Raw genomic sequence first — 20,790 nt, forward strand, 5'->3', positions numbered from 1 at the left:
ATGACGGTCTTGATGCCCATGCGGCGCAGCTCGTCGAACCGCTCCCGCATGCCCTCCTTGACGACGTCCTTGAGGTGGATGACGCCCAGGACGCGGGCGCCCTTGTCGTCCTCGATGGCGACCAGCAGCGGGGTGCCGCCGGCCTGGGAGATGGCGTTGCTCAGGGTGTCGGCGTCGTCGGCGACCGTGCCGCCACGCTCCTGCACCCAGGCGATGACCGAACCGCTCGCACCCTTGCGGACCTTGCGGCCGTCGACGTCCACACCCGACATCCGGGTCTGGGCGGTGAACGGCACCCATTCCGCGTCCACCAGTTCTCCCTGGTGACGTTCGCGAAGGCCGTACTTCTCCTTGGCCAGCACGACGATCGAACGGCCCTCGGGGGTCTCGTCGGCCAGCGAGGACAGCTGGGCGGCGTCCGCGACCTCGGCCTCGGTCGTGCCGCGTACGGGGACGAACTCGGCGGCCTGGCGGTTGCCGAGGGTGATGGTGCCGGTCTTGTCGAGCAGCAGCGTCGAGACGTCACCGGCGGCCTCGACCGCCCGTCCCGACATCGCCAGGACGTTGCGCTGGACCAGCCGGTCCATGCCCGCGATGCCGATCGCGGAGAGGAGAGCGCCGATGGTCGTCGGGATCAGGCAGACCAGCAGCGCGGTCAGCACGATCAACGACGTCTGCTTGTCCGCGCCCGCGTAGAGGGCGAACGGCTTCAGCGTGACGACCGCGAGCAGGAAGACGATGGTGAGCGAGGCGAGCAGGATGTTCAGCGCGATCTCGTTGGGGGTCTTCTGCCGTGCGGCGCCCTCGACGAGGTTGATCATCCGGTCGATGAAGGTCTCACCGGGCTTCGTGGTGATCTTGATGACGATGCGGTCGGAGAGCACCTTCGTCCCGCCGGTGACGGCGGAGCGGTCACCGCCGGACTCCCGGATGACCGGGGCCGACTCACCCGTGATGGCCGACTCGTCGACCGAGGCGACACCTTCGACGACATCGCCGTCACCGGGGATGATGTCGCCGGCCTCGCAGACGACCAGGTCGCCGATGCGCAGCTCGGTGCCGGGGACCTGCTCCTCCGCATCGCCGTTGAGCCGGCGCGCGACCGTGTCGGTCTTGGCCTTGCGCAGAGTGTCGGCCTGTGCCTTGCCCCGGCCTTCCGCGACTGCCTCCGCCAGGTTGGCGAAGACGACGGTCAGCCACAGCCAGACCGCGATCACCCAGCCGAACCAGCTGCCCGGGTCCTTGAGCGCCAAGGCGGTGGTGACCACCGAGCCGATGAGGACCACGAACATGACCGGGGACTTGACCATCACCCGGGGGTCGAGCTTGCGGCAGGCGTCGGGCAGCGACTTGACCAGCTGCTTCGGGTCGAACAGACCGGCGCCCACGCGCCCGTCGTCCTTGTGCCCGGTGGGCACATCGCTGTGCGGCGCCCGGGTCGGGGTAACCGTGGACATGTCGTCCTCGTGCTTCTTTGAATCGATGGTCATGACGACAGCCCTTCGGCGAGCGGGCCCAGGGCCAGTGCCGGGAAGAAGGTCAGACCGGTGACGATCAGGAGAGTGCCGACCAGCAGCCCCGTGAAGAGCGGCTTCTCGGTACGGAGGGTGCCCGCAGTCTCGGGAACCGGCTTCTGCTCGGCGAGTGAGCCGGCCAGGGCGAGCACGAACACCATCGGCAGGAACCGGCCCAGCAGCATGCACAGACCAAGGGCGGTGTTGAAGAACGGCGTATTGGCACCGAAGCCGGCGAAGGCGGAGCCGTTGTTGTTCGAGGCCGAGGTGAAGGCGTAGAGCACCTCGGAGAAACCGTGCGCCCCGATGTTGGTCATGGCTTCCTTGCCGTCCGGCAGGGCCATGGCGACAGCCGTGCCGATCAGCACCAGCGCCGGGGTGATCAGGATGTAGCAGGCCGCGAGCTTGATCTCACGGGTGCTGATCTTCTTGCCCAGGTACTCCGGCGTACGGCCGACCATCAGGCCGGCGAGGAACACCGCGATGATGGCCATGATCAGCATGCCGTACAGGCCCGAGCCCACACCGCCGGGCGTGATCTCGCCCAGCATCATGCCCAGCAGCAGTACGCCACCGGACAGGCCGCTGAACGAGTCATGGAAGGAGTTGACCGATCCGGTCGACGTCATGGTCGTGGAGACGGAGAAGAGCGACGAGGCGCCCTCGCCGAGCCGCTGCTCCTTGCCCTCCATCGCGCCGCCCGCCAGGTGCGAGGCGGTGCCCGGGTGGGCGTACTCCAGCCAGGTCACGGCGATGACGGCGCCGAACCAGACGATGCCCATGGCCGCGACGATCGCGTAACCCTGCTTGATCGACCCCACCATCTTGCCGAAGGCCCGCGGCATCGAGAACGGGATCACCAGCAGCAGGAAGATTTCCAGGAGGTTCGAGAGGCCGTTGGGGTTCTCGAAGGGGTGCGCGGAGTTGGCGTTGAAGTACCCGCCGCCGTTGGTACCCAGGTCCTTGATGGCCTCCTGGGAGGCCACCGCGCCAGGACTGAGGGCCTGCCTGTCACCGGTGAGCGTGGTGATGTGGTGGATGTCGCCGAAGTTCTGGATCGCGCCGCACGCCACCAGGATGAGCGCGGCGATCACGGAGAGCGGGAGCAGGATGCGGACGGTGCCGCGCACCAGGTCGGCCCAGAAGTTGCCCAGGTCACCGGTGCGGGACCGGGCGAAGCCGCGCACCAGCGCCACGGCGACCGCCATGCCGACCGCGGCCGAGACGAAGTTCTGCACGGCCAGGCCGGCGGTCTGGGTGACGTGGCTCATGGCCACTTCACCCGAGTACGACTGCCAGTTGGTGTTCGAGATGAAGGACGCGGCCGTGTTGAAGGCTTGGTCCGGGGTGATCGGCTTGAAGCCGAGCGACAGCGGCAGCTTGTCCTGCACGCGCTGCAGCACGTACAGGAAGAGCACGCCGACCGCGGAGAATATGAGAACGCCGCGCAGGTAGGCGGGCCAGCGCATCTCGGCGTCGGGGTTGGCGCCGACGCTGCGGTAGATCCACTTCTCTGCGCGCAGGTGTTTCTTGGAGGAGTAGACGGCGGCCATGTAGTCGCCGAGCGGGCGGTGCACCAGGGCGAGCGCGCCGATGAGCGCGGTGACCTGGAGTGCATCAGCAAGAACGGGGCTCATATCTGCGGCTCAGAACCTCTCCGGGAACACAAGGGCGAGGACGAGGTAGCCCAGCAGGGCGACGGCCACGATCAGGCCGATGAGGTTTTCGGCGGTCACAGCTTCGTCACCCCCTTGGCGACAAGGGCCACCAGCGCGAAGACCGCGATCGTGGTGACGACGAAGGCCACATCGGCCATCGTGAACTCCTGAGGAGAGGTCTGGTTGAACGGACCAGAAGAGGGAATCGCGCCGGTGGCCGGTTTTCGCCTGCCCTTGACGCGGCCCTTACGGCCGTTAGCGCGACGTTGATGCATCTCTAACGCCTGCGGGGCAACGCGCGCCGCTGCTCCGGGCGGCGGCGGTCTGCGCCCGCTGCACGACCCGGCCGCGGCCCGACCGGACGGCGAGGGCAGTAGTGCGGACCGAGCGGCTACCGCCCGCCGATGGAAGGCGCTTCGGACGCTGCGATCCGCCGGTCACGCTGCCGAACTCAGCATGTGTGGTGCCGGCTTGCAGCTCCACTATTCGGTCTTGCTGAGTACCGGTAGTCAGTGTTACGGTATACCGGTACTCAATGACACCGAATAGCTCGGGAAGGAGGTGTTCCATGGCCAAGCTGCTGACGGAGATGCTCAAGGGCACGCTGGAGGGCATCGTTCTCGCGTCGCTGTCCGGCCGGGCCGCGTACGGCTACGAGATCACGGCCCGGCTGCGGGATCAGGGCTTCTCCGACATCGCCGAAGGGACCATCTACGCGCTGCTCATCAGGATGGAGAAGCGCGGTCTCGTCGACGTGGAGAAGGTCCCCTCCGAGAAGGGGCCACCACGCAAGGTGTATTCCCTCAACGCTCAGGGGCGGGAGTACCTCGAAGAGTTCTGGAGGACGTGGAGCTTCCTCACGGAACGACTGGAACAGCTCCGCGAAGGGGGAAAGTAACCATGTCCGATGGTGAAAAGAGCGGCTTCATCTCGAAGGTGATCGGGCCCAAGAAGCGCTGGCGGGCGTACAAGGCGCGCGTCAAGGAGCTTCCCGAGAACTACCGTACGGCGGTTGAGGCGATCGAGCGGTACATGATGCACTTCGTGCCGACCGACGGCGACAGCAATGCGTCGATGTTCGAAGAGCTCGCCGACCTGTTTGAACAGGCCGCGGCGGACGGAACGCCGATCCGCGAGATCGTCGGGGACGACCCGGTGGAGTTCGTCGAGGCGTTCGTCCAGAACTACTCGGAGGGTGGCTATGTCCCCCCTCGTGCACGGAAGCGGCTGACCGACGACATCGAGCGCGCGACCAGCTAAGACACCGGAAAAGACGACGAGACGGGCTGACAACGACACAGCGCATCGTGCCCGGGGGCGACCGAGCACCGATTTCAGGTTGGCGCTGGCGGATGCCATGAACGGTTCCGCGATTGCGCCCTCAGAACTGCGAACCGGGCTGTGTCAAACGCGCCCAAGCAAGGCCCATGAGTGCCGCGCCGGGGCGGGCCTTGCAAGACCAAACACTGCGCGTATCAAGCACTGTATGTAGGGGGATTCATGACGGGAAAAGGCAATAACGGCTTCTCCGAAGCAGGGCTTCGCAGACTGCGCGAGGTGCTGACAGGGCATGTCGAGTCCGGGAAGATTCCCGGGCTCGTCGCCCTGGTCAGCCGGGGCGAGGAGACCCACGTCGAAGCGATCGGGACGATGCGCCACGACGGTGGCGCGCCGATGCGCCGGGACACCATCTTCCGGATGGCCTCGACGACCAAACCGGTCGCGGTGGCGGCGGCGATGGTCCTGCTGGACGAGTGCCGGCTGAGGCTGGACGACCCGATAGATCAGTGGCTGCCCGAGCTCGCCGACCGCCGGGTCCTGAAGCGGCCCGACGGCCCGCTGGACGACACCGTGCCAGCGCGGCGGCCGATCACCGTGCGGGACCTGCTCACCTCCACCTTCGGGCTCGGTCTGGATATGACGGCGATGGGCTCCCCGATGATGGGCGCGCTTTTCGAGCGGGGGGTTTACGGCCAGGAGTGGTTGCTGCCGGAACCGGAGCCGGACGAGTGGATGCGCCGCCTGGGCACCCTTCCGCTGATGTACCAGCCCGGAGAGCGGTGGCAGTACAACCTCAGCAACGACGTGCTCGGCGTGCTGGTGGCCAGGGTCACCGGCCAGTCGTTCGAGTCGTTCCTGCGCGAGCGCATCTTCGGTCCGCTGGGCATGAAGGACACCGGTTTCCACGTGCCCGCCGGCAAGATCGACCGGCTGCCGCCCCTTTACGCCCCCGATCCGCAGACCGGCGAGTTCATCGTGGAGGACGAAGCCGAAGGCGGACACCACAGCAAGCCCCCGGCGTTCCCGTCGGGTGGCGGCGGACTCGACTCCACCGTCGACGACTATCACGCCTACTTCCGGATGCTGCTCAACCACGGCATGCACGGGACCCAACGGATCCTGTCCCGGCCTGCCGTTGAGCTGATGACCACCAACCGCCTCACGCCCGAGCAGACGTCCGCCCTGCAGGCGTGGGCCCGCAGCGTCGTCCATCTGTCACACGGCCAGGGGCAGACCGGCGGCTGGGGCTTCGGGATGACGGTGCGCACCTACCGCGGTGACTACGCGCCCGTCGGCCAGTTCGGCTGGGACGGCGGAGCCGGCACCACCACGTACGCCGACCCGGACAACCAACTCGTCGGCATCCTGCTCACCCAGACCGGGATGTCCACTCCGGATTCGGCGCGGGCCATCCACGACTTCTGGACCACCCTCTACCAGGCCATCGACGACTGACCTGCCTGCCTGGTCGAGGTCGGTCCGGAAGCAGACCTCGACCAGGCTCCGGCCTTCGACGCCTCCACGTTCTGCGATCAGCTGCATGACCGGCGCAAGACAGTCGCGAACCGCGCAGCGTCCCGGCGTAACACCAAAGGGACGGTCAGCCCGCCAACTCCCTTGTGTTGATGGGAAGTTTCCAGGCATTGCGGCGTTGCACGGTCGCGAGTGCCTGGTGCAGGGGAGAAGGCGGCACGGTCAGTACGGTGCAGGACGCGCGGGCCACGCAGTACCGGGAGACGGAGGGCCACATCGCGCGGCGCAGCCGGCCGCGGGCTCCGGTACCGATCACCAGCAGATCGTCGCTCCGGTCGGCGGCCGCCAGCAGTACCTTGCCCGGCTTGCCGGGCGCTACCAGGCGCTGCAGCGGGACCCCCGGGCCCCCGGCCCCGAAGGCGGTGTCGAGCGCCTCGGCGAGCCGTTCGCTCGCCATCCGGCGCCAGGTGGCGGTCAGGGACGGTGGACATCCCCCGCCGCGGTGGGGGATGTCGCCACCGGGCGGCTCCCAGGCCAGCACGGCCCACAGCTCCGCACCCCGGCCCCGCACCCGGGCCTCGGCGGCCGCCCGGTGCAGAGCCGTAAGGCTCCCCAGTGAGCCGTTCACACCGACCACGACGCGCCGACCGAGGGGGCCGCCCATGCGCCACGCTCCTTGTTCCGTACCGCGATCGAACGACCGTGCCGCGATTCCGTTCCGCGACTGCGTCTCCCGCATTTGTGTCTCGGTTCATCGAACGCCGCCGGGGGAGCGAGCACGGGTTTGTTGGCGGTTCCCATACGTGGGGAGCGGCGACCCTGACAGCTCTCTGACGTTGGCGGGCCGACAACGGGTCTCGCCGGCCCGTCCGGCCCGGCAACTGGTGTTGACGGCCCGCCCGGACCGGCTCATCGTCCCGCTGGGCTCTCCAGCCGGAAGCGCAGTCGGCAGATCACCGCGTCGGTGTCCCGGCGGACCGCGTGGGCGACGACCCCGCCGCGCTGGTTCTGGAGCAGTCGCTGCCAGAGGTGGGCGGGTTCGGCTTCCGGGATCAGGACGGTGATGCGGGTGTCGGGTCGGCGGGCCGACAGGTCGGTGACGTAGTCGGCTATCGGGCGGCCGAGGGAGCGGGCCGCGGAGGGGAGTTCGAGGAGCTCCACGCCGGGGTTCCAGAGTTCCCAGTCGCGGCGCAGGGCCTCGGTGGCCGGGCGGTCCTCGGGGGCGTCGTGGGTGACGGTGACCGCCACCACCTCGTTGCCCAGGGATACCGCCGCGTTCAGCGCCTCGCAGGTCAGCCGGGACAGGTGGGAGACGGGGACGATGACCAGGGAGTGGGCGCGGCGGGGGGCCTCCGGGACCCGGCCCAGGGCGAGGCGGTCACCGATCCGTGCGTAGGCGCGGTGTACGGCCTCGAAGGTGAGGACCAGAAGAGGCAGAGCGAGGAGGACGAGCCAGGCCCCCTCGGTGAATTTGGTTGCGGTGACGACGACCGCCGAGACGCCGGTGAGCAGCGCGCCGAAACCGTTGAGCACGGTCTTGCCGCGCCAACCGGGGGAGCGTTCCCGGCGCCAGTGCCGGACCATGCCGATCTGGCAGAGGGTGAATCCGACGAAGACTCCGATGGCGAAGAGCGGGACGAGGGTGTTGACGTCGCCGCCGGAGAAGACCAGGAGGGCCGCGGCGACGGCGGCGAGGGCCAGCACGCCGTGACGGTGGACCTGGCGGTCCGCCTTCAGGCCGAAGACGTGCGGCAGGTAGTTGTCGCGGGCGAGCAGGCCCATGAGGACGGGCAGGCCGCCGAAGGAGGTGTTCGCGGCCAGCGCGAGGAGGGTCATGGTGGCGAACTGGACGACGTAGAAAGCCCAGTTGTGGCCGAGTGAGGCGTCCGCCAGCTGGGCGAGGACGGTGACGCCCTGGACCGGCTGGAGGTGGAAGCGGCCGATGAGGACCGACAGCCCGATCAGCATCACCCCGAGCAGTGCGCCGAGCGCGACCTCCGTCCGCTGGGCGCGCCGGGCCGCCGGGGCACGGAAGGACGGAACCGCGTTGGCGACCGCCTCGACGCCGGTCAGCGCCGAGCAGCCGGATGCGAATGCCTTGAGTAGCAGCAGGGCGCCGACGGCGGTGGCCTGGTGGGCGAGGAGGGAGGGGTGTCCGTCGGCGCTGGCGGTGGAGGCGGGCGTGGTGCGGAAGAGGCCGACGACGACCATCGTCAGGACCGCCCCGATGAAGACCGCGGTGGGGACGAGGAACGCCTTCGCCGACTCGACGATCCCGCGCAGGTTGAGGGCGGTGATCAGGGCCAGCACTGCGAGGCAGAGCCCGACGCGGTCGTCGTAGAGGGCGGGGAACGCCGAGGTCAGGGCTGCAATGCCGGCGGTCACCGAGACGGCAACGTTGAGGAGGTAGTCGAGGAAGAGGGAGGCCGCGGCGACCAGGGCGGTGCGCCGGCCGAGGTGGGCCTTGGCGACCGCGTACGAGCCGCCGCCGTCGGGGAAGGCGGCGATCACCTGGCGGTAGGACGCGACCAGGACGGCCAGAAGCGCGGCGATGGCGAGTGTCACGGGGAGGGTGAAGCCGAGGCCGTAGCCGCCGGCCGCGGCCAGGACCAGGACGATCGACTCGGGGCCGTAGGCGACGGACGCCATGGCGTCCAGGGACAGCGCGGCCAGGCCCTGGAGGGCCGTGAGGCGGTGGCGGGCGTCGGGCTCCGGGGGAGGCGTGGCCCTGGGGCCGCCGGTTGCCGTATCCGGCGGTTCCTCCGGCCCGTCGTCGTGGCGGGCGCTGGACCGGCCGTCGGGCTGGGACACCGTCGACATCGTTCGTCTACCTCCGTACGGCATGGTGGTGCAGTGGTGCTGTGCTGCTCTTGGACCAGCTCAGGGTGCGCGGCACGGCGGCAGCCGTCTGCGGGCCTTGGCGTTCCCTTGCCGGGCGAAGGAATGTTCTTCACGCGTTATTGACGGCGCGGGGCAAGATTCCGCTACCGCGCCGGCGCAACGGGCTCGGTTCATCGAAATGTGGCTGGTGGAGCCGCCGCATTCGTTGGCTTTTCCCTTACGCCGGCAGGGGAGGCCCTGACCGGCGCCATGACGGTGGCCGCGCGCCCGGGGGAGCGGGGACGGGCGGGAGCGGTACGCGGACGAGTGCCCTACATCGGCCGAAGGAGACGGTGGGAGGAGGAAAGAGCCCCGGCGGGCGGGTCAGGGTTGCGTCAACGTCTGCACACTCTCTCCCGGTATGTGCCGACGCGAAGTGACGATTCTTCCAGGAACCTCGCACGCCGACCGGTGCCATGTCGTGGGACACCCTCGCCATGCCGCCCGGTGTGCCGCTTTCCCGAAGAGGGGTACGTGGAGGAGTACGTGATGGCGCCGGGCGGCGATGTGACCGACGGGCCGGGGACGCGCCCCGGCCGGCTCAAGGTCTTTCTCGGGGCTGCGCCTGGGGTGGGCAAGACCTACCGGATGCTGGACGAGGGGCGGCGCAGAGCCAGGCGCGGCACGCACGTCGTGGTGGCCCTCGCGGAGTGCCACGGCCGAGCGTCCACCGAAGCGATGCTCGACGGACTGGACGTGCTGCCGCGGGTCACGCGCAGACACCGCGGTACGGACTTCGCCGAGGTCGACCTGGACCGGGTACTGGAGCTGCGCCCGCAGGTGGTGCTCATCGACGAGCTCGCCCACACCAACGCACCGGGCGGCCGTAACGCCAAGCGATGGCAAGACGTCGAGGAACTGCTGGGCGCCGGGATCGACGTCGCGGCCACGCTCAACGTCCAGCACCTGGACTCGCTCAGCGATGTGGTCGAGAAGATCACCGGGGTGCCGCAGCACGAGACCGTGCCCGACGAATTCGTCCGCCGCGCCGACCAGATCGAGCTGGTCGACCTGCCCGCCGAGGGCCTGCGACGCCGTATGGCGCACGGCAACATCTACCCGCCGGAGAAGGTCGACGCGGCACTGTCACACTACTTCCGGCTCGGAAACCTCACCGCCCTACGGGAGCTGGCGCTGCTGTGGGTGGCGGGCCGGGTGGACGAGGCGCTGCGCAAGTACCGGGACGAGCACCGCATCGGCCGGGTGTGGGAGACCCGCGAGCGGGTGGTGGTGGCGCTCACCGGCGGGCCGGAGGGCGCGACGCTGATCCGCCGGGCCGCCCGCATCGTGGACCGCTCCTCCGGCGGCGATCTGCTGGCCGTCCACATCACCCGCAGCGACGGCCTGTCCGGCTCCTCACCCGCCACGCTGGCCGGGCAGCGGCAGCTCACGGAGAGCCTCGGCGGCAGCTACCACTCGGTGGTCGGTGACGATGTGCCGGCCGCCCTGCTGGACTTCGCCCGTGCCCAGAACGCCACCCAACTGGTCCTCGGCGCCAGCCGCCGAGGCCGGCTGCGGCGGGTGCTGATGCCCCGCGGCGTGGGGGAGACCGTGGTCGAGCTGTCCGGAGACATCGACGTCCACACGGTCACCCACGAACATGCCGGTCAGGGGAGAAGATGGGCCACCCCCGGCAGCGGTCTGCCGCGCTCGCGCCGCGTGGCCGGACCGGTAGCCGGCCTCGTACTGCCCGTGCTGCTGACCCTGGCCCTGCGGGCCGTCTCAGGACCTCTCGCGCTCAACCTCACCAGTGAGGCGCTGCTCTTCCTGCTCACGGTGCTGGGCGTGGCCTGCATCGGCGGCGTGGTCTCCGCCCTGCTCGCCTCGATCACGACATCCCTGCTGCTGAACTACTACTTCATCCCGCCCATCGGCCACTTCACCTTCGCCTCGGCCAATATCGTCGTCGCCCAGGCCACCTTCACCATCGTCGCCGTCACCGTCGCCGCCATCGTCGACCGGTCACTGCGCCTGAGCCGACGGGCCGCGAGGGCGACCGCGGAGGCCGAGACCCTGACCTCCCTTGCGGGCGGCATCCTCCGCGGGGACCGGGCCGTACCCGTACTGCTGGAACGCACCCGTGAGACCTTCGGCATGGACAGCATCGAGCTACGACCCCGGAAGGGAGAGCCGGAGCCGGCCGCCGTAAGCGGCCCGGTGCCCGACCACGATCACGAGACCAAGGTCGCGATAGGAGACGACAGCGTGCTGGTGCTCAGCGGGCGCAGCCTCCCCGCCTCCGAGCACCGCGTGCTCACCGCCTTCGCCGCGCATCTGACCGCCGCCGTCGACCGCGGTCGGCTCGCCGAGGCCGCCGCGGAGATCGAACCCGTCAAGGCGGCAAACCGGATGCGCACCGCACTCCTCGCAGCGGTCGGCCACGACCTGCGTACACCCCTGGCCGGCTGTTGGGCCGCCATCAGCTCGCTGCGCAGCCGCGATGTGGACTTCTCACCCGAGGACCGTGAGGAACTCCTCGCCACCGCCGAGGAATCCCTGGCCAAACTCAGCCGCCTGGTGGACAACCTCCTCGACATGAGCCGACTCCAGGCGGGCGCGCTGCCCCTGCGCCTGGAGCCCACCGCACTCACCGAGGTGCTCCCTACCGCCCTCGACACCCTGCCCGACTCATCCCCGCAGATGCTCGTACACGTCGTGACCCAGGGCCTGGACACCGCCCCCGACGTGCTCGCCGACCCGCCGCTGCTGGAACGCGTCATCGCCAATCTGGTCTCCAACGCCGTACGTCACTCGCCCGCCGGGCGCCTGGTCACCATCGGCGCCAGCGCGCTGGCCGGGCACGTGGAACTGCGGGTCATCGACCGCGGCCCCGGCATCCAACTCACCAACTGGGAGAGGGCGTTCGAGCCCTTCCAGCGACTCGGCGACACCGACAACACCACCGGCCTCGGCCTCGGCCTGGCCCTTTCCCGTGGCCTCACGGAGGCGATGGGCGGCACACTCACCCCCGAAGAGACCCCCGGAGGAGGCTTGACGATGGTCGTCTCCCTGCCGGCCGCACCGGTTCCGGTCGCGATTCCCACCGGACAGGAGGGCCGCACATGAGGTACGAGACATGAGAGACGAGGCATGAGACATCCGGCACGAGCCGGAGGCGTCGGCTCCGGCGCACGGCTTCAGCCCGAGATGAGCGACGCGGACGGCTGTCCTGTTCCCTCTGCTTCGATGACGAGCACCCGGCGGACCGGTTCGCCGGGCGCGCTCAGTGCCGTGGCCATTCTCCGGGCGGTCCGCTGCCCGGGGACATCGAAGGCGGCAACGTCTTCCCGTGCGCCCAGGGCGTACGCCACACGGGCGGACTGCCAGCGGGGCGGGACCTGTCGCCGCTGGACGACGTAGCTGATCGCGTCGAGGCCGGAGAGGTCCACGGCGGCGTCGCGAAAAGTGTGGTGCGCGGCGTGTATCGCGCGATGCAGGGGATCTGAGGACCGGAGTTGAGAATCGGAGACATCCGGCGTGGATGCGCGGGGCGTGGGCGCCATGCGTGCGTCGTGGACTGTCATATTGTCCCTCCACGTTGATCCCGGATCGCCTCGTGAACCGGCCGCGCACAAGCCTCGCGCTCATGGCGCCATGCGGGCGGCTGTCCGAGACTCGGCTCCGAGGGCTCCGGCGAGCAGGAGCGAGGGAGCGGCAGCAAGAACCGGCCCTGATCGGTTCCGGGCCTCAGGACCACGACCACGCGGCCACCAGATGCTCCGGAAGCTGCGCCCACTGCCCGAACCAGCGATCCCGCCTTTACTTCCCCTTTTGCGCCTATGGGACGGGTCGCCGACTCCTGCGACGCAGGTGTCCTCCAGTCGGGCGCACCCCCGTACGAGTTCCGTTAGGGAACCGTCCTCGGTGTTCGTATGTCAGCGCCTCGGCCTACACGGTGGAGTCGGTCGGGATGAGTGGAGCACTGAGGAGGTCCGTGATGTGCGGAGCGATGATGTCGGCGGTGGTGTCGTGAGCGTGGAGCGGATCGTGGGGCTGCTGGTGGCGGTGTCACTTGTCGGGCTTCTGGTGGTCGGCGTCAAGTTTCGGGACCGGTTTTGAGGTGGGCTTTTGGGCTCGGTGCCGTACTCGGCCCCGTTCTCATATAGCTACGGCGAACAGACATGTAGCGCTGTGTGACTTCCTTAGCCTCGTTTCCCCTCGCTGGGCGTCTCGTTGAGCTGAACGAGTGACTCGGTCTGGGCGGAGGAGCACGGGTGCGGCAGGACTGGGAGCCAGAGGATCTGATCGAGGTCTGGACGCTGCTCGAAGACGACATGAAGCGGGTGCGGAACAAGTCCGGGGCGACTCGGCTCGGGTTCGCGCTGCTGCCGAAGTTCTTCGAGGCGGAGGCCCGGTTCCCGGAGTCGGCAGGAGGTCCCGGCCGCTGCGGTGGTGTACGTGGCCCAGCAGGTGAAGGTGCCGGCGGAGGCGTGGGCGGAGTACGACTGGCAGAGCAAGGCGATCCAGCGGCACCGGGCGAGATCCGGGCGACGTACGGGTTCCGGGCCAACACCTAGGAGGACCAGGAACGACTGGCCGGGTGGCTGGCCACCGAGCTGTGCCCGGTGGAGCTGTCGCGGGACCGGCTGGCGGCCGCAGTGGTGGCCCGGTGCCGCAACGACCACATCGAGCCCCCGGCGCCGGGACAGGTCCGGCGGCTGGTCGGCAAGGCGGTCAAGGAGTTCGAGGCGCGGTTCTGCCGCAGCACGCTGGACCGGCTCAGCCACGCGACCCGCTCGCGGCTGGAGGACCTGATCGCGGGCGACGGGACGGACGAGGAAGCTGACGGCGAAGGCGCGGTGGCTGGCGGAGGCCGGTCGCACTTCACCGAGCTGAAGGCCGATCCCGGGGCGCCGGGCCTGGGGAGTTTGCCGGCGGAGGTGAACAGGCTGGAGCGGGTGCGGCGCCTGGACCTGCCCGCCGGCCTGTTCGCGGACGTGTCGGAGAGGCTGGTCGACGCGTGGCGGGCGCGGGCGTCGAAGGAGTACCCGGCGAACCTGGAGCGGATGAAGCCGCCGCGGCGCCTGACGCTGCTGGCCACGCTGTGCTACGTGCGGCAGACGGAGATCACCGACTCGCTGGTGGACCTGTTCATCCAGCTCGTGTTGAAGATCAACACGCGTGCGGAGCGGAGGGTCGAGAAGGAGCTGGGGGCCGAGCTGAAGAAGGTCCGTGGCAAGGAGGCGATGCTGCTGCGGGTCGCGGAGGCGGCGCTGTTGGAGCCGTCCGGCACGGTGCGGCGGGTGATCTTCCCGGTGGTCGGCGGGGAGAAGACGCTCAAGGCCCTGGCGGCGGAGGCAGCGGCGAACGAGGCCCGCTACAAGGCCAGGGTCCGCACCGTGCTGCGGTCGTCGTACTCGGCGCACTGGCGGCGGATGCTGTCGCCGCTGCTGCGGGCGCTGGAGCTGAAGTGCAACAACACCGCCTACCGGCCGGTGATGGACGCGATCGACCTGCTGAAGCGGTACCTGGAGCAGCCGCTGAAGGAGGGTGCGTTCTTCGGCCCGGCGGAGATGGTGCCGCTGGAGGGGGTGGTGCCCGAGCAGTGGCGGGCGGCGGTGGTGGACGACAAGGGCCGGGTCGAGCGCATCCCCTACGAGCTGTGCGTCCTCGTGGCGCTGCGGGACGCCCTGCGGCGCCGGGAGGTCTGGGTGGTGGGCGCGAACCGGTGGCGGAACCCGGAGGACGACCTGCCCGCTGACTTCGAGGACAACCGGGACGTCCACTACGCCGCCCTGGGGCAGCCGCAGGACGGCGGTGAGTTCATCACCGCTCTCCAGGGCAGGCTGCGGGCCTCGCTGGACCGCTTCGAGCAGGCCCTGGCCGAGGACACCACGGGCGGGGTCGCGATCGTCAAGAAGCACGGCGAGCCGTGGATCAGGGTCTCGCCGCGCGGCAAGCAGGAGGAGCCGGAGTCCCTGGTAGCCATCAAGAGTGAGATCGAACGGCGCTGGGGCACCATTGACCTGCTGGACATCCTGAAGTACGCCGAGTTCGACACCGGCTTCATCTCCGAGTTCACCTCGGTGGCCACCAGAGAGAACCTGTCCAAGGACGTGCTGCGGCGCCGGCTGCTGCTGGTGCTGTTCGGACTGGGTACGAACATGGGCATCAAGCGGGTCGCGGTGACCGGCAAGCACGGCGAGTCCGAGGCGACGCTGCGGCGGGTGCGGCACCTGTTCGTCAACCGGGCCAACATGCGCGCCGCGCTGGTGAGGCTGGTGAACGCCACCTTCGCCGCCCGCGACGAGATGTGGTGGGGCACCGGCATGGCGTGCGCGTCCGACAGCCGCAAGTTCGGCTCCTGGTCCTCGAACCTGATGACCGAGTGGCACCAGCGCTACCGGGGCCCCGGCGTGATGATTTATTGGCACGTCGAGCGGAAGTCGGTGTGCATCTACTCCCAGCTGAAGTCCTGTTCGGCGTCCGAGGTCGCCTCGATGATCGAGGGCGTACTGCGGCACTGCACCGACATGGAAGTGGACCGGCAGTACACCGACACCCACGGCGCCTCCATCGTCGGCTTCGCCTTCGCCCACATGCTCGACTTCAAGCTGATGCCCAGGCTGAAGAACATCGGCTCCGCGAAGCTGTACCGGCCTGCGGCCGGGGAGGACGGCAACTGGCCTCACCTCGTGCCGGTGCTGTCCACCAAGACGATCAACTGGGACCTGATCCGCCAGCAGTACGACCAGATCGTGAAGTACACCACCGCCCTGCGGCTGGGCACCGCCGAGGCCGAGCAGGTCCTGCGGCGCTTCACCCGCGGCGGCCCCAAGCACCCCACCTTCCAGGCGATCGAGGAACTTGGGCGGGCGGTGCGCACGGCGTTCGTCTGCGACTACCTCGCCGACGTCGATCTGCGGCAGGAGATCCACGAGGGATTGCAGGTCGTGGAGAACTGGAACTCCGCGAACAAGGACCTCTTCTATGGCAAGGACGGCGACCTGGCCGGTGCGGACAAGGAGTCCCAGGAGGTCTCCATGCTCGCCCTCCACCTGCTCCAGTCGGCCCTGGTCCACGTCAACACGCTGCTGATGCAGCAGGTCCTGGCCGATGCGAAGTGGGCGGACACACTCACCGACGCGGACCGGCGGGCGCTGTCCCCGCTGTTTTGGACGCACGTCAACCCCTACGGCCGGTTCGAGCTGGACATGAACAGCCGCCTCGACCTGGACCTGACCACCCGAGCGGCGACGGTGCCCGGCCCGCGCGCCCCAAGTGACGACTACGCCGAACAGCACTCGGAAGCACGCACGGCTGGTGGCTCCGGCCAGGGGCCGTGGCGTCAGTTAGTGCTCGCTGGTGGCGATGTAGGTGCCGTGCCAGGTGTGGTCCCACACGGCGCCGGTGGCGGCGTTGACCGACAGCATGCCGTTGATCTTCCCGGAGCGCAGGGTGTGCAGGGTGTAGTAGCCGGGGAACGCCTCGGCCTCGCCGGCGGTCAGGTTGCTGCCCCGGTCGCGCAGCCACTTCTGGGCGCGGTCCTGGGCCTGGTCGGGAGAGATCCGGGCCTGGGTCTGACCACCGCCGTGCATGCCGTAGTCGGTGTTCCACATCATCGCCGGTCCGTACTCGATGCCGGTGTCACCATCGGCCGGGTCGACGAGGATCTCGGTAGCCAGCTTCCCGGCAGGGGTTTCCAGTTCTGCGTAGAAGTTCTTCGAGAACTGCATGACCTCACCAACACGCAGGTCCAGCCGGTCGGCGAAGGCGTCGGCCCGCTGTCGGGCCTCGTCCAGGGTCGTCACCGGAGTGCCGTCGCCGCGCTGCCAGTAGTGCCCGCCCATCATGCCCGGCCCCCACGAGCAGTCATCGCGGCCCATCATTCCCGGCCCCATGCCGGGCCCCCAGGAGTCCCAATCGTCCCAGTCGTCGCCCGACGTGCCCGACCTCCAGCAGTCGCTGCCGGAGGGGCTGGGTTGGGCGGCGGCCTGGCGCTGGGACGTGCCGCTGGAGGTGGTGTCGCCTGCCGCCGCGCACCCGGCGGCCAGCGTGCCGGCCAGCGCGAGGGCCGCCAGCGCGCCGGCAGTCCGCCTGCTCGTACTGGACATGATCGTCACCCTTCAAGGCCGGTCCCTGTCCCGACCGCCCGACCCGGCGGACGCGGGTCTGTCTCCTCCAGCCTCTCTCCGGACGCAAGAACCGGCCCAGGGCCGTCCGGCCCCGGCCGGTGCACCGATCGGCCCACGCCTCGCGATCCTGCGGCGCCTGGCCGAGGGCGAGGCCCGGGTCACCGACCTGGTCGCCTGCGTCGGGCTGGCGCAGTCCACGGTCTCCGCACACCTGTCCTGCCTGCGCGACTGCGGCCTGATCACGTCCCGGCCGCAAGGGAGGGCCACCCTGCACGCGCTGGCCCACCCCGAACTGCTGGACCTGCTGGCCGCTGCCGAGCAGTTGCTCGCGGCCACCGGCGAGGCCGTCGACCTGTGCCCCACCTACGGCAGCCACCATGCCGCCCCCGAGGAGTCCGCCCGATGAGCGCCACCCCCGCCACCACGCCAAACGTGACCAGCCCGGCCGCGCACCGCGCCGTGAAGTACGCGAAGTTCACCATCGGCTACAACGTCGTCGAGGGCATCATCGCCATCTCCGCCGGCGCCATCGCCGGGGCGGTCTCCCTGGTCGGTTTCGGTATCGACTCCGGCATCGAGGTCGCCGCCGCCGTGGTGGTGCTGATACGTCTGCTGGCGGAGATCAAGGGCGGCGAGCCGGACGAGGTCAAGGAACGCCGGGCGCTGAAGTTCATCGCCATCACGTTCTTCGCGCTCGCCGCCTACGTCACCATCGAGGGCATCCGCGACCTGATCGGCGGGGGAAGCCCGACACTTCCCCCGTGGGCATCGCGCTGACCGGCCTGTCCATCGTGATCATGCCGTGGCTGGCCCGGGTCAAGCGCAAGGCCGGACGCGAGATGAACTCCCGCCTGGTCGTCGCCGACGCCGCCGAGACCAGGCTGTGCGCCTGGCTGAGCGTGTCCACCTTCGCTGGCCTGCTCGCCTTCGCCCTGTTCGGCTGGACCTGGCTCGATCCGGTCGCCGGATTCGTCATCGCCGCCTTCGCCGTCATGAAAGGCAAGGAAGCCTGGGAAGGCGAACTCGTCTGCGACGACGACTGCGACGACGGCAAGCCCGCCGCGAACGGCACGACGACGTCATGCTCGGACGGCTGCAACTGACCACCTCGCCCGAGAACCGTTGGCACCCACAGGCGCCAGGGCCGCACGGTTCTCACAAACGGTCCTTTGCGCGAGCAAGATCAATCACGGGCCGCCAGACCCCCGTTGATCCCGGATTCGTTCTCAGAACCCGTTCTCACTCAAAAGCGGGACGGATCCCCTTCTGAGACTTGCATTGTGCGAAAATCCGGGCCCATGGCGGACCCTCAGCAGCCTGCCCCAACCGACCGGTCGGACGCGGACGACGTCGAACAGCACGCCTGTCCGCAGTGTGACGCACAGCCCGGCTCGCCCTGCCGCTCACGCGGCGGCGCGGTCGCCTCCGCCTACCACACACGCCGCTTCACCATGGTGCCCCGGCTGAAGAAGGCGCTGCGGGTGCCGACCCCTGCCGACCGCGGCCCGGGCCGGCCGTGGCGGCCGGGCACCCCGCCGCCGGCTCCGATCGACCCGGACCTGCCGAGCGCGGACATCCGCATCGGCTACGCGCGCTGCTCGACCCTCGGGCAGGAACTCGACTCCCAGCTCGACGCACTCGCGGGGCACGGCATCCCCCGCGACAAGATCTTCAGCGAGAAGATCAGCACCCGGGTGCGGGTCCGCCCGCGATGGCGGAGACCGAGCGGGAGAACATCCGCGAGTCCACGCTCGAAGGGCTCGACACCGCGGCCCGCAAGGGCAAGCACGGTGGCCGGCCGCCGGTCATCACCGACGACATGCTCCACACCGTGCTGCGGCGCCGCGCGGGCGGGGAGTCCGTCGAGCAGATCCAGCCTGACCTGATGATCCCCACCGGCAAGCGCAAGGGCCAGAACCCCTCGGTGGCCAGCATCTACCGGGCCCTCGCCGAGCACGCCAAGCGCGAGGCGTACCCCGAGGCCATCGAGCAGGCTCACGTCGACTTCGCCGCCCTGAACGGCGGAGCGGTTCCCGAGCCCCGAACTGAAGCGAAGGCCCTGACATCACGCTGAGGTACTTGTCCCCTCGCCGTAGCTATACGAGAACAGGGCCTACTCGCTCGGGTCACTCGTCGCCGAGTCCGGCCTCTTCGAGGTCGAGTTTGCGTTGCAGCCGCCGCCGGGTGAGGTCGCTGATGTGGTTGTCCGCGTACAGGCGCTGGAGTGTGGCGGTTTCGGCGGCTATCACGGTGCGGCGTAGTTCCCTGTAGCCGGCGGCGGAGGACGACGAGGAGGGCGCAGTGTCGTCGTCCTGGTCGGCGTCGGCCTGGTCGAGGCGGGCCAGGAGCCCGCGGCGCAGCTGATCGATGAGGGTGACGGGCGCGGCCTCGACGGCTTCGAGCTCGTCCAGGCAGTCCAGTCCCGCCTTGGCGAGCCCGGCGCGGGCGCGGGCTTCTTCGCGGGCGGTGTGCTCCGGCTCCAGCGCGATCCTGGACCAGCGGACCACCGGGGCGAGGGTGAAGCCCTGCAGGACGAGGGTGAGGACGACGACGCCGGTGGTGAGGACCAGGATCAGCGGGCGGTGCGGCAGCGGGCTGCCGTCGTCGGCGGTCAGGGGGATGGAGAGGGCGGCGGCCAGCGGCATGACGCCGCGGGTGCCGGCCCAGGAGACCACCGCGGGGATGCGCCAGGTGACCGGGCCGTTGCCGCGGCGGCGCTGCATGACGGTGGAGAGGGGGACGACTCCTAGGAGCCGTACGGTGATCACGGTGGCGGCCACCGCGAGCACACCGAGCGGCCAGCCGTGCTCGTCCACAGTCAACTGGCGTACGAGTGCGGGAAGTTCCAGGCCGATGAGGGCGAAGACGACGCTCTCCAGCAGGAAGATCATCGTGCCGTAGACGGCGTGCACCTGGAGCCGGATGGTGGCGTTGCTGAGCTTGTGACCGGTGCTGCCGAGCACCACTCCCGCCACCACGACCGCGGTGACGCCGGAGGTGTGCAGGTCCTCGGCGAGGACGTACGCGGCGTACGGCGTGACCAGGGCGATCACCGTCTCCAGTATCGGGTCCTCGGTCCGCCGGCGGATCAGCGCCACCACCCCCGCGACGCCGGCGCCGACCAGTGCCCCACCCCCGCCCAGCGCCAGGAACTGACCGCCGGCCGCGGGGAGCGTCACCGCATGCGCGGCGATGGCGGTGCCCACCGCGACCTTGAAGAGCACCAGGCTGGTGGCGTCGTTGAAGAGGCTCTCGGACTGGACGAGCACCTGAATGCGGGGCGGCAGCGCGATCTTGCGCCCGAGGGCCGTCACCGCCACCGGGTCGGTGCTGGCCAGCACCGCGCCCAGAACGAACGCCATGGTGGTGTTAAGCGGCGTGACCACGGAGGCCACCGCCCCCACGGCGGCAGCGGTGGCCAGTACGAGGCCGAAGGCGAGGGCGGTCACCGGCCTCCACACCACGCGCAGTTCGCGCCAGGGGATCTCCTCGGCGGACGCGTACAGCAGCGGCGGCAGTACGACCACGCTGATCACTTCGGGCGCCACCTGGATATCCGGGATCCACGGCAGTAGCCCGATGAGCAGGCCGCCGACGACCAGTAGCGAGGGAGCGGGAATGCGCCAGTGGCGGGCGCCCGTGGCCACCAAGGTGGCGAAGACGACGAGGAGCAGGAGGGCAGTAAGGTCGGTCACGTACTCGTCTCTCGATGGCTTTTGGCTGTCGCTGAACCGCCGCCGACCAGACTTCCCGGCACTCCGCAAGCAAACCTACCGGGTGTTGTCGGGTTCCTGCCACAGCCCTAACGCCTTGTGACGGACTCCGGTTCGAGCGCCGGCCTGCCCGGAGTGCCTGTCACCGCAGCCCGGGATGCTGCCCGGCCGGCCGTCGGCAGGACGGGCCGGAGGG

The 20,790-nt window shown here is 69.6% G+C and carries 17 protein-coding genes and 1 pseudogene; 10 read left to right on the forward strand and 8 right to left on the reverse strand.

Annotated features, from left to right (window positions below):
- The 4 genes from kdpB to AB0G35_RS25970 form a co-directional block, all read right to left on the reverse strand.
- Positions 1 to 1,490: potassium-transporting ATPase subunit KdpB (gene kdpB, locus AB0G35_RS25955; RefSeq protein ID WP_360954120.1), on the reverse strand; the 1,490-nt coding region annotated here is incomplete at its 3' end.
- Positions 1,487 to 3,151, reverse strand: coding sequence for a potassium-transporting ATPase subunit KdpA (kdpA, locus tag AB0G35_RS25960; RefSeq protein WP_360954123.1), 1,665 nt, complete (start codon positions 3,149 to 3,151; stop codon positions 1,487 to 1,489). The genes kdpB and kdpA, both read right to left, overlap by 4 nt.
- A gap of 9 nt (positions 3,152 to 3,160) precedes the next feature.
- Positions 3,161 to 3,250 carry a K(+)-transporting ATPase subunit F gene (gene kdpF, locus AB0G35_RS25965; RefSeq protein ID WP_018542562.1) on the reverse strand — a complete coding sequence of 30 codons (90 nt, stop codon included), beginning with the start codon at positions 3,248 to 3,250 and terminating at the stop codon, positions 3,161 to 3,163.
- A complete protein-coding gene (locus AB0G35_RS25970; RefSeq protein WP_360954127.1) occupies positions 3,247 to 3,447 on the reverse strand; it encodes a hypothetical protein in 201 nt (66 codons plus the stop codon). Before AB0G35_RS25970 ends, kdpF begins: the two co-directional genes overlap by 4 nt.
- A gap of 293 nt (positions 3,448 to 3,740) precedes the next feature.
- On the opposite strand from AB0G35_RS25970, the gene AB0G35_RS25975 reads away from it, so the two are divergent.
- The 3 genes from AB0G35_RS25975 to AB0G35_RS25985 all read left to right on the forward strand — a co-directional run bounded on the left by AB0G35_RS25975 (position 3,741) and on the right by AB0G35_RS25985 (position 5,908).
- Positions 3,741 to 4,070: a PadR family transcriptional regulator gene (locus AB0G35_RS25975; RefSeq protein ID WP_360954130.1), complete on the forward strand. Its 330-nt coding sequence runs from the start codon at positions 3,741 to 3,743 to the stop codon at positions 4,068 to 4,070.
- Between the two features lie 2 nt (positions 4,071 to 4,072).
- A complete protein-coding gene (locus AB0G35_RS25980) occupies positions 4,073 to 4,432 on the forward strand; it encodes a DUF1048 domain-containing protein (protein WP_360954133.1) in 360 nt (119 codons plus the stop codon).
- Between the two features lie 240 nt (positions 4,433 to 4,672).
- A complete protein-coding gene (locus tag AB0G35_RS25985; protein WP_360954136.1) occupies positions 4,673 to 5,908 on the forward strand; it encodes a serine hydrolase domain-containing protein in 1,236 nt (411 codons plus the stop codon).
- Positions 5,909 to 6,053: 145 nt separating this feature from the next.
- Here the strand turns inward: AB0G35_RS25985 and AB0G35_RS25990 are convergent, their stop codons facing one another.
- Positions 6,054 to 6,590: a universal stress protein gene (locus AB0G35_RS25990; RefSeq protein WP_360954139.1), complete on the reverse strand. Its 537-nt coding sequence runs from the start codon at positions 6,588 to 6,590 to the stop codon at positions 6,054 to 6,056.
- A 245-nt stretch (positions 6,591 to 6,835) separates the two neighbouring features.
- On the reverse strand, positions 6,836 to 8,746 hold the full coding sequence (locus AB0G35_RS25995) for an APC family permease (protein WP_360954142.1): 1,911 nt from the start codon (positions 8,744 to 8,746) through the stop codon (positions 6,836 to 6,838).
- Between the two features lie 549 nt (positions 8,747 to 9,295).
- On the opposite strand from AB0G35_RS25995, the gene AB0G35_RS26000 reads away from it, so the two are divergent.
- Positions 9,296 to 11,872 carry an ATP-binding protein gene (locus AB0G35_RS26000; protein ID WP_360954367.1) on the forward strand — a complete coding sequence of 859 codons (2,577 nt, stop codon included), beginning with the start codon at positions 9,296 to 9,298 and terminating at the stop codon, positions 11,870 to 11,872.
- Positions 11,873 to 11,943: 71 nt separating this feature from the next.
- Here the strand turns inward: AB0G35_RS26000 and AB0G35_RS26005 are convergent, their stop codons facing one another.
- Positions 11,944 to 12,195, reverse strand: a complete 252-nt coding sequence (locus AB0G35_RS26005) for a hypothetical protein (RefSeq protein WP_360954145.1) — start codon at positions 12,193 to 12,195, stop codon at positions 11,944 to 11,946.
- Positions 12,196 to 12,745: 550 nt separating this feature from the next.
- Here AB0G35_RS26005 and AB0G35_RS26010 point away from each other — a divergent pair.
- The 6 genes and pseudogenes from AB0G35_RS26010 (at position 12,746) to AB0G35_RS26035 (ending at position 18,955) form a co-directional block, all read left to right on the forward strand.
- Positions 12,746 to 12,865: a K(+)-transporting ATPase subunit F gene (locus AB0G35_RS26010; RefSeq protein ID WP_107050167.1), complete on the forward strand. Its 120-nt coding sequence runs from the start codon at positions 12,746 to 12,748 to the stop codon at positions 12,863 to 12,865.
- 155 nt (positions 12,866 to 13,020) lie between these two features.
- The gene (locus AB0G35_RS26015) at positions 13,021 to 13,323 is read left to right on the forward strand and encodes a hypothetical protein (RefSeq protein WP_360954148.1); all 303 of its coding nucleotides are present in this window, start codon (positions 13,021 to 13,023) and stop codon (positions 13,321 to 13,323) included.
- Positions 13,324 to 13,338: 15 nt separating this feature from the next.
- Positions 13,339 to 15,945 (forward strand): annotated as a pseudogene (locus tag AB0G35_RS26020) (Tn3 family transposase); the annotation flags it as partial.
- A 1,042-nt stretch (positions 15,946 to 16,987) separates the two neighbouring features.
- The gene (locus AB0G35_RS26025) at positions 16,988 to 17,287 is read left to right on the forward strand and encodes a metalloregulator ArsR/SmtB family transcription factor (RefSeq protein ID WP_360954370.1); all 300 of its coding nucleotides are present in this window, start codon (positions 16,988 to 16,990) and stop codon (positions 17,285 to 17,287) included.
- 355 nt (positions 17,288 to 17,642) lie between these two features.
- Positions 17,643 to 17,984, forward strand: a complete 342-nt coding sequence (locus AB0G35_RS26030; RefSeq protein ID WP_360954151.1) for a cation transporter — start codon at positions 17,643 to 17,645, stop codon at positions 17,982 to 17,984.
- Between the two features lie 608 nt (positions 17,985 to 18,592).
- A complete protein-coding gene (locus AB0G35_RS26035; RefSeq protein ID WP_360954154.1) occupies positions 18,593 to 18,955 on the forward strand; it encodes a hypothetical protein in 363 nt (120 codons plus the stop codon).
- 52 nt (positions 18,956 to 19,007) lie between these two features.
- On the opposite strand, the gene AB0G35_RS26040 is transcribed toward AB0G35_RS26035, so the two are convergent.
- Positions 19,008 to 20,576, reverse strand: a complete 1,569-nt coding sequence (locus tag AB0G35_RS26040) for a Na+/H+ antiporter (RefSeq protein WP_360954157.1) — start codon at positions 20,574 to 20,576, stop codon at positions 19,008 to 19,010.
- Between the last annotated feature and the right edge of the window lie 214 nt (positions 20,577 to 20,790).

The organism is Streptomyces sp. NPDC021749 (assembly GCF_040640655.1).
Taxonomy (GTDB): domain Bacteria; phylum Actinomycetota; class Actinomycetes; order Streptomycetales; family Streptomycetaceae; genus Streptomyces.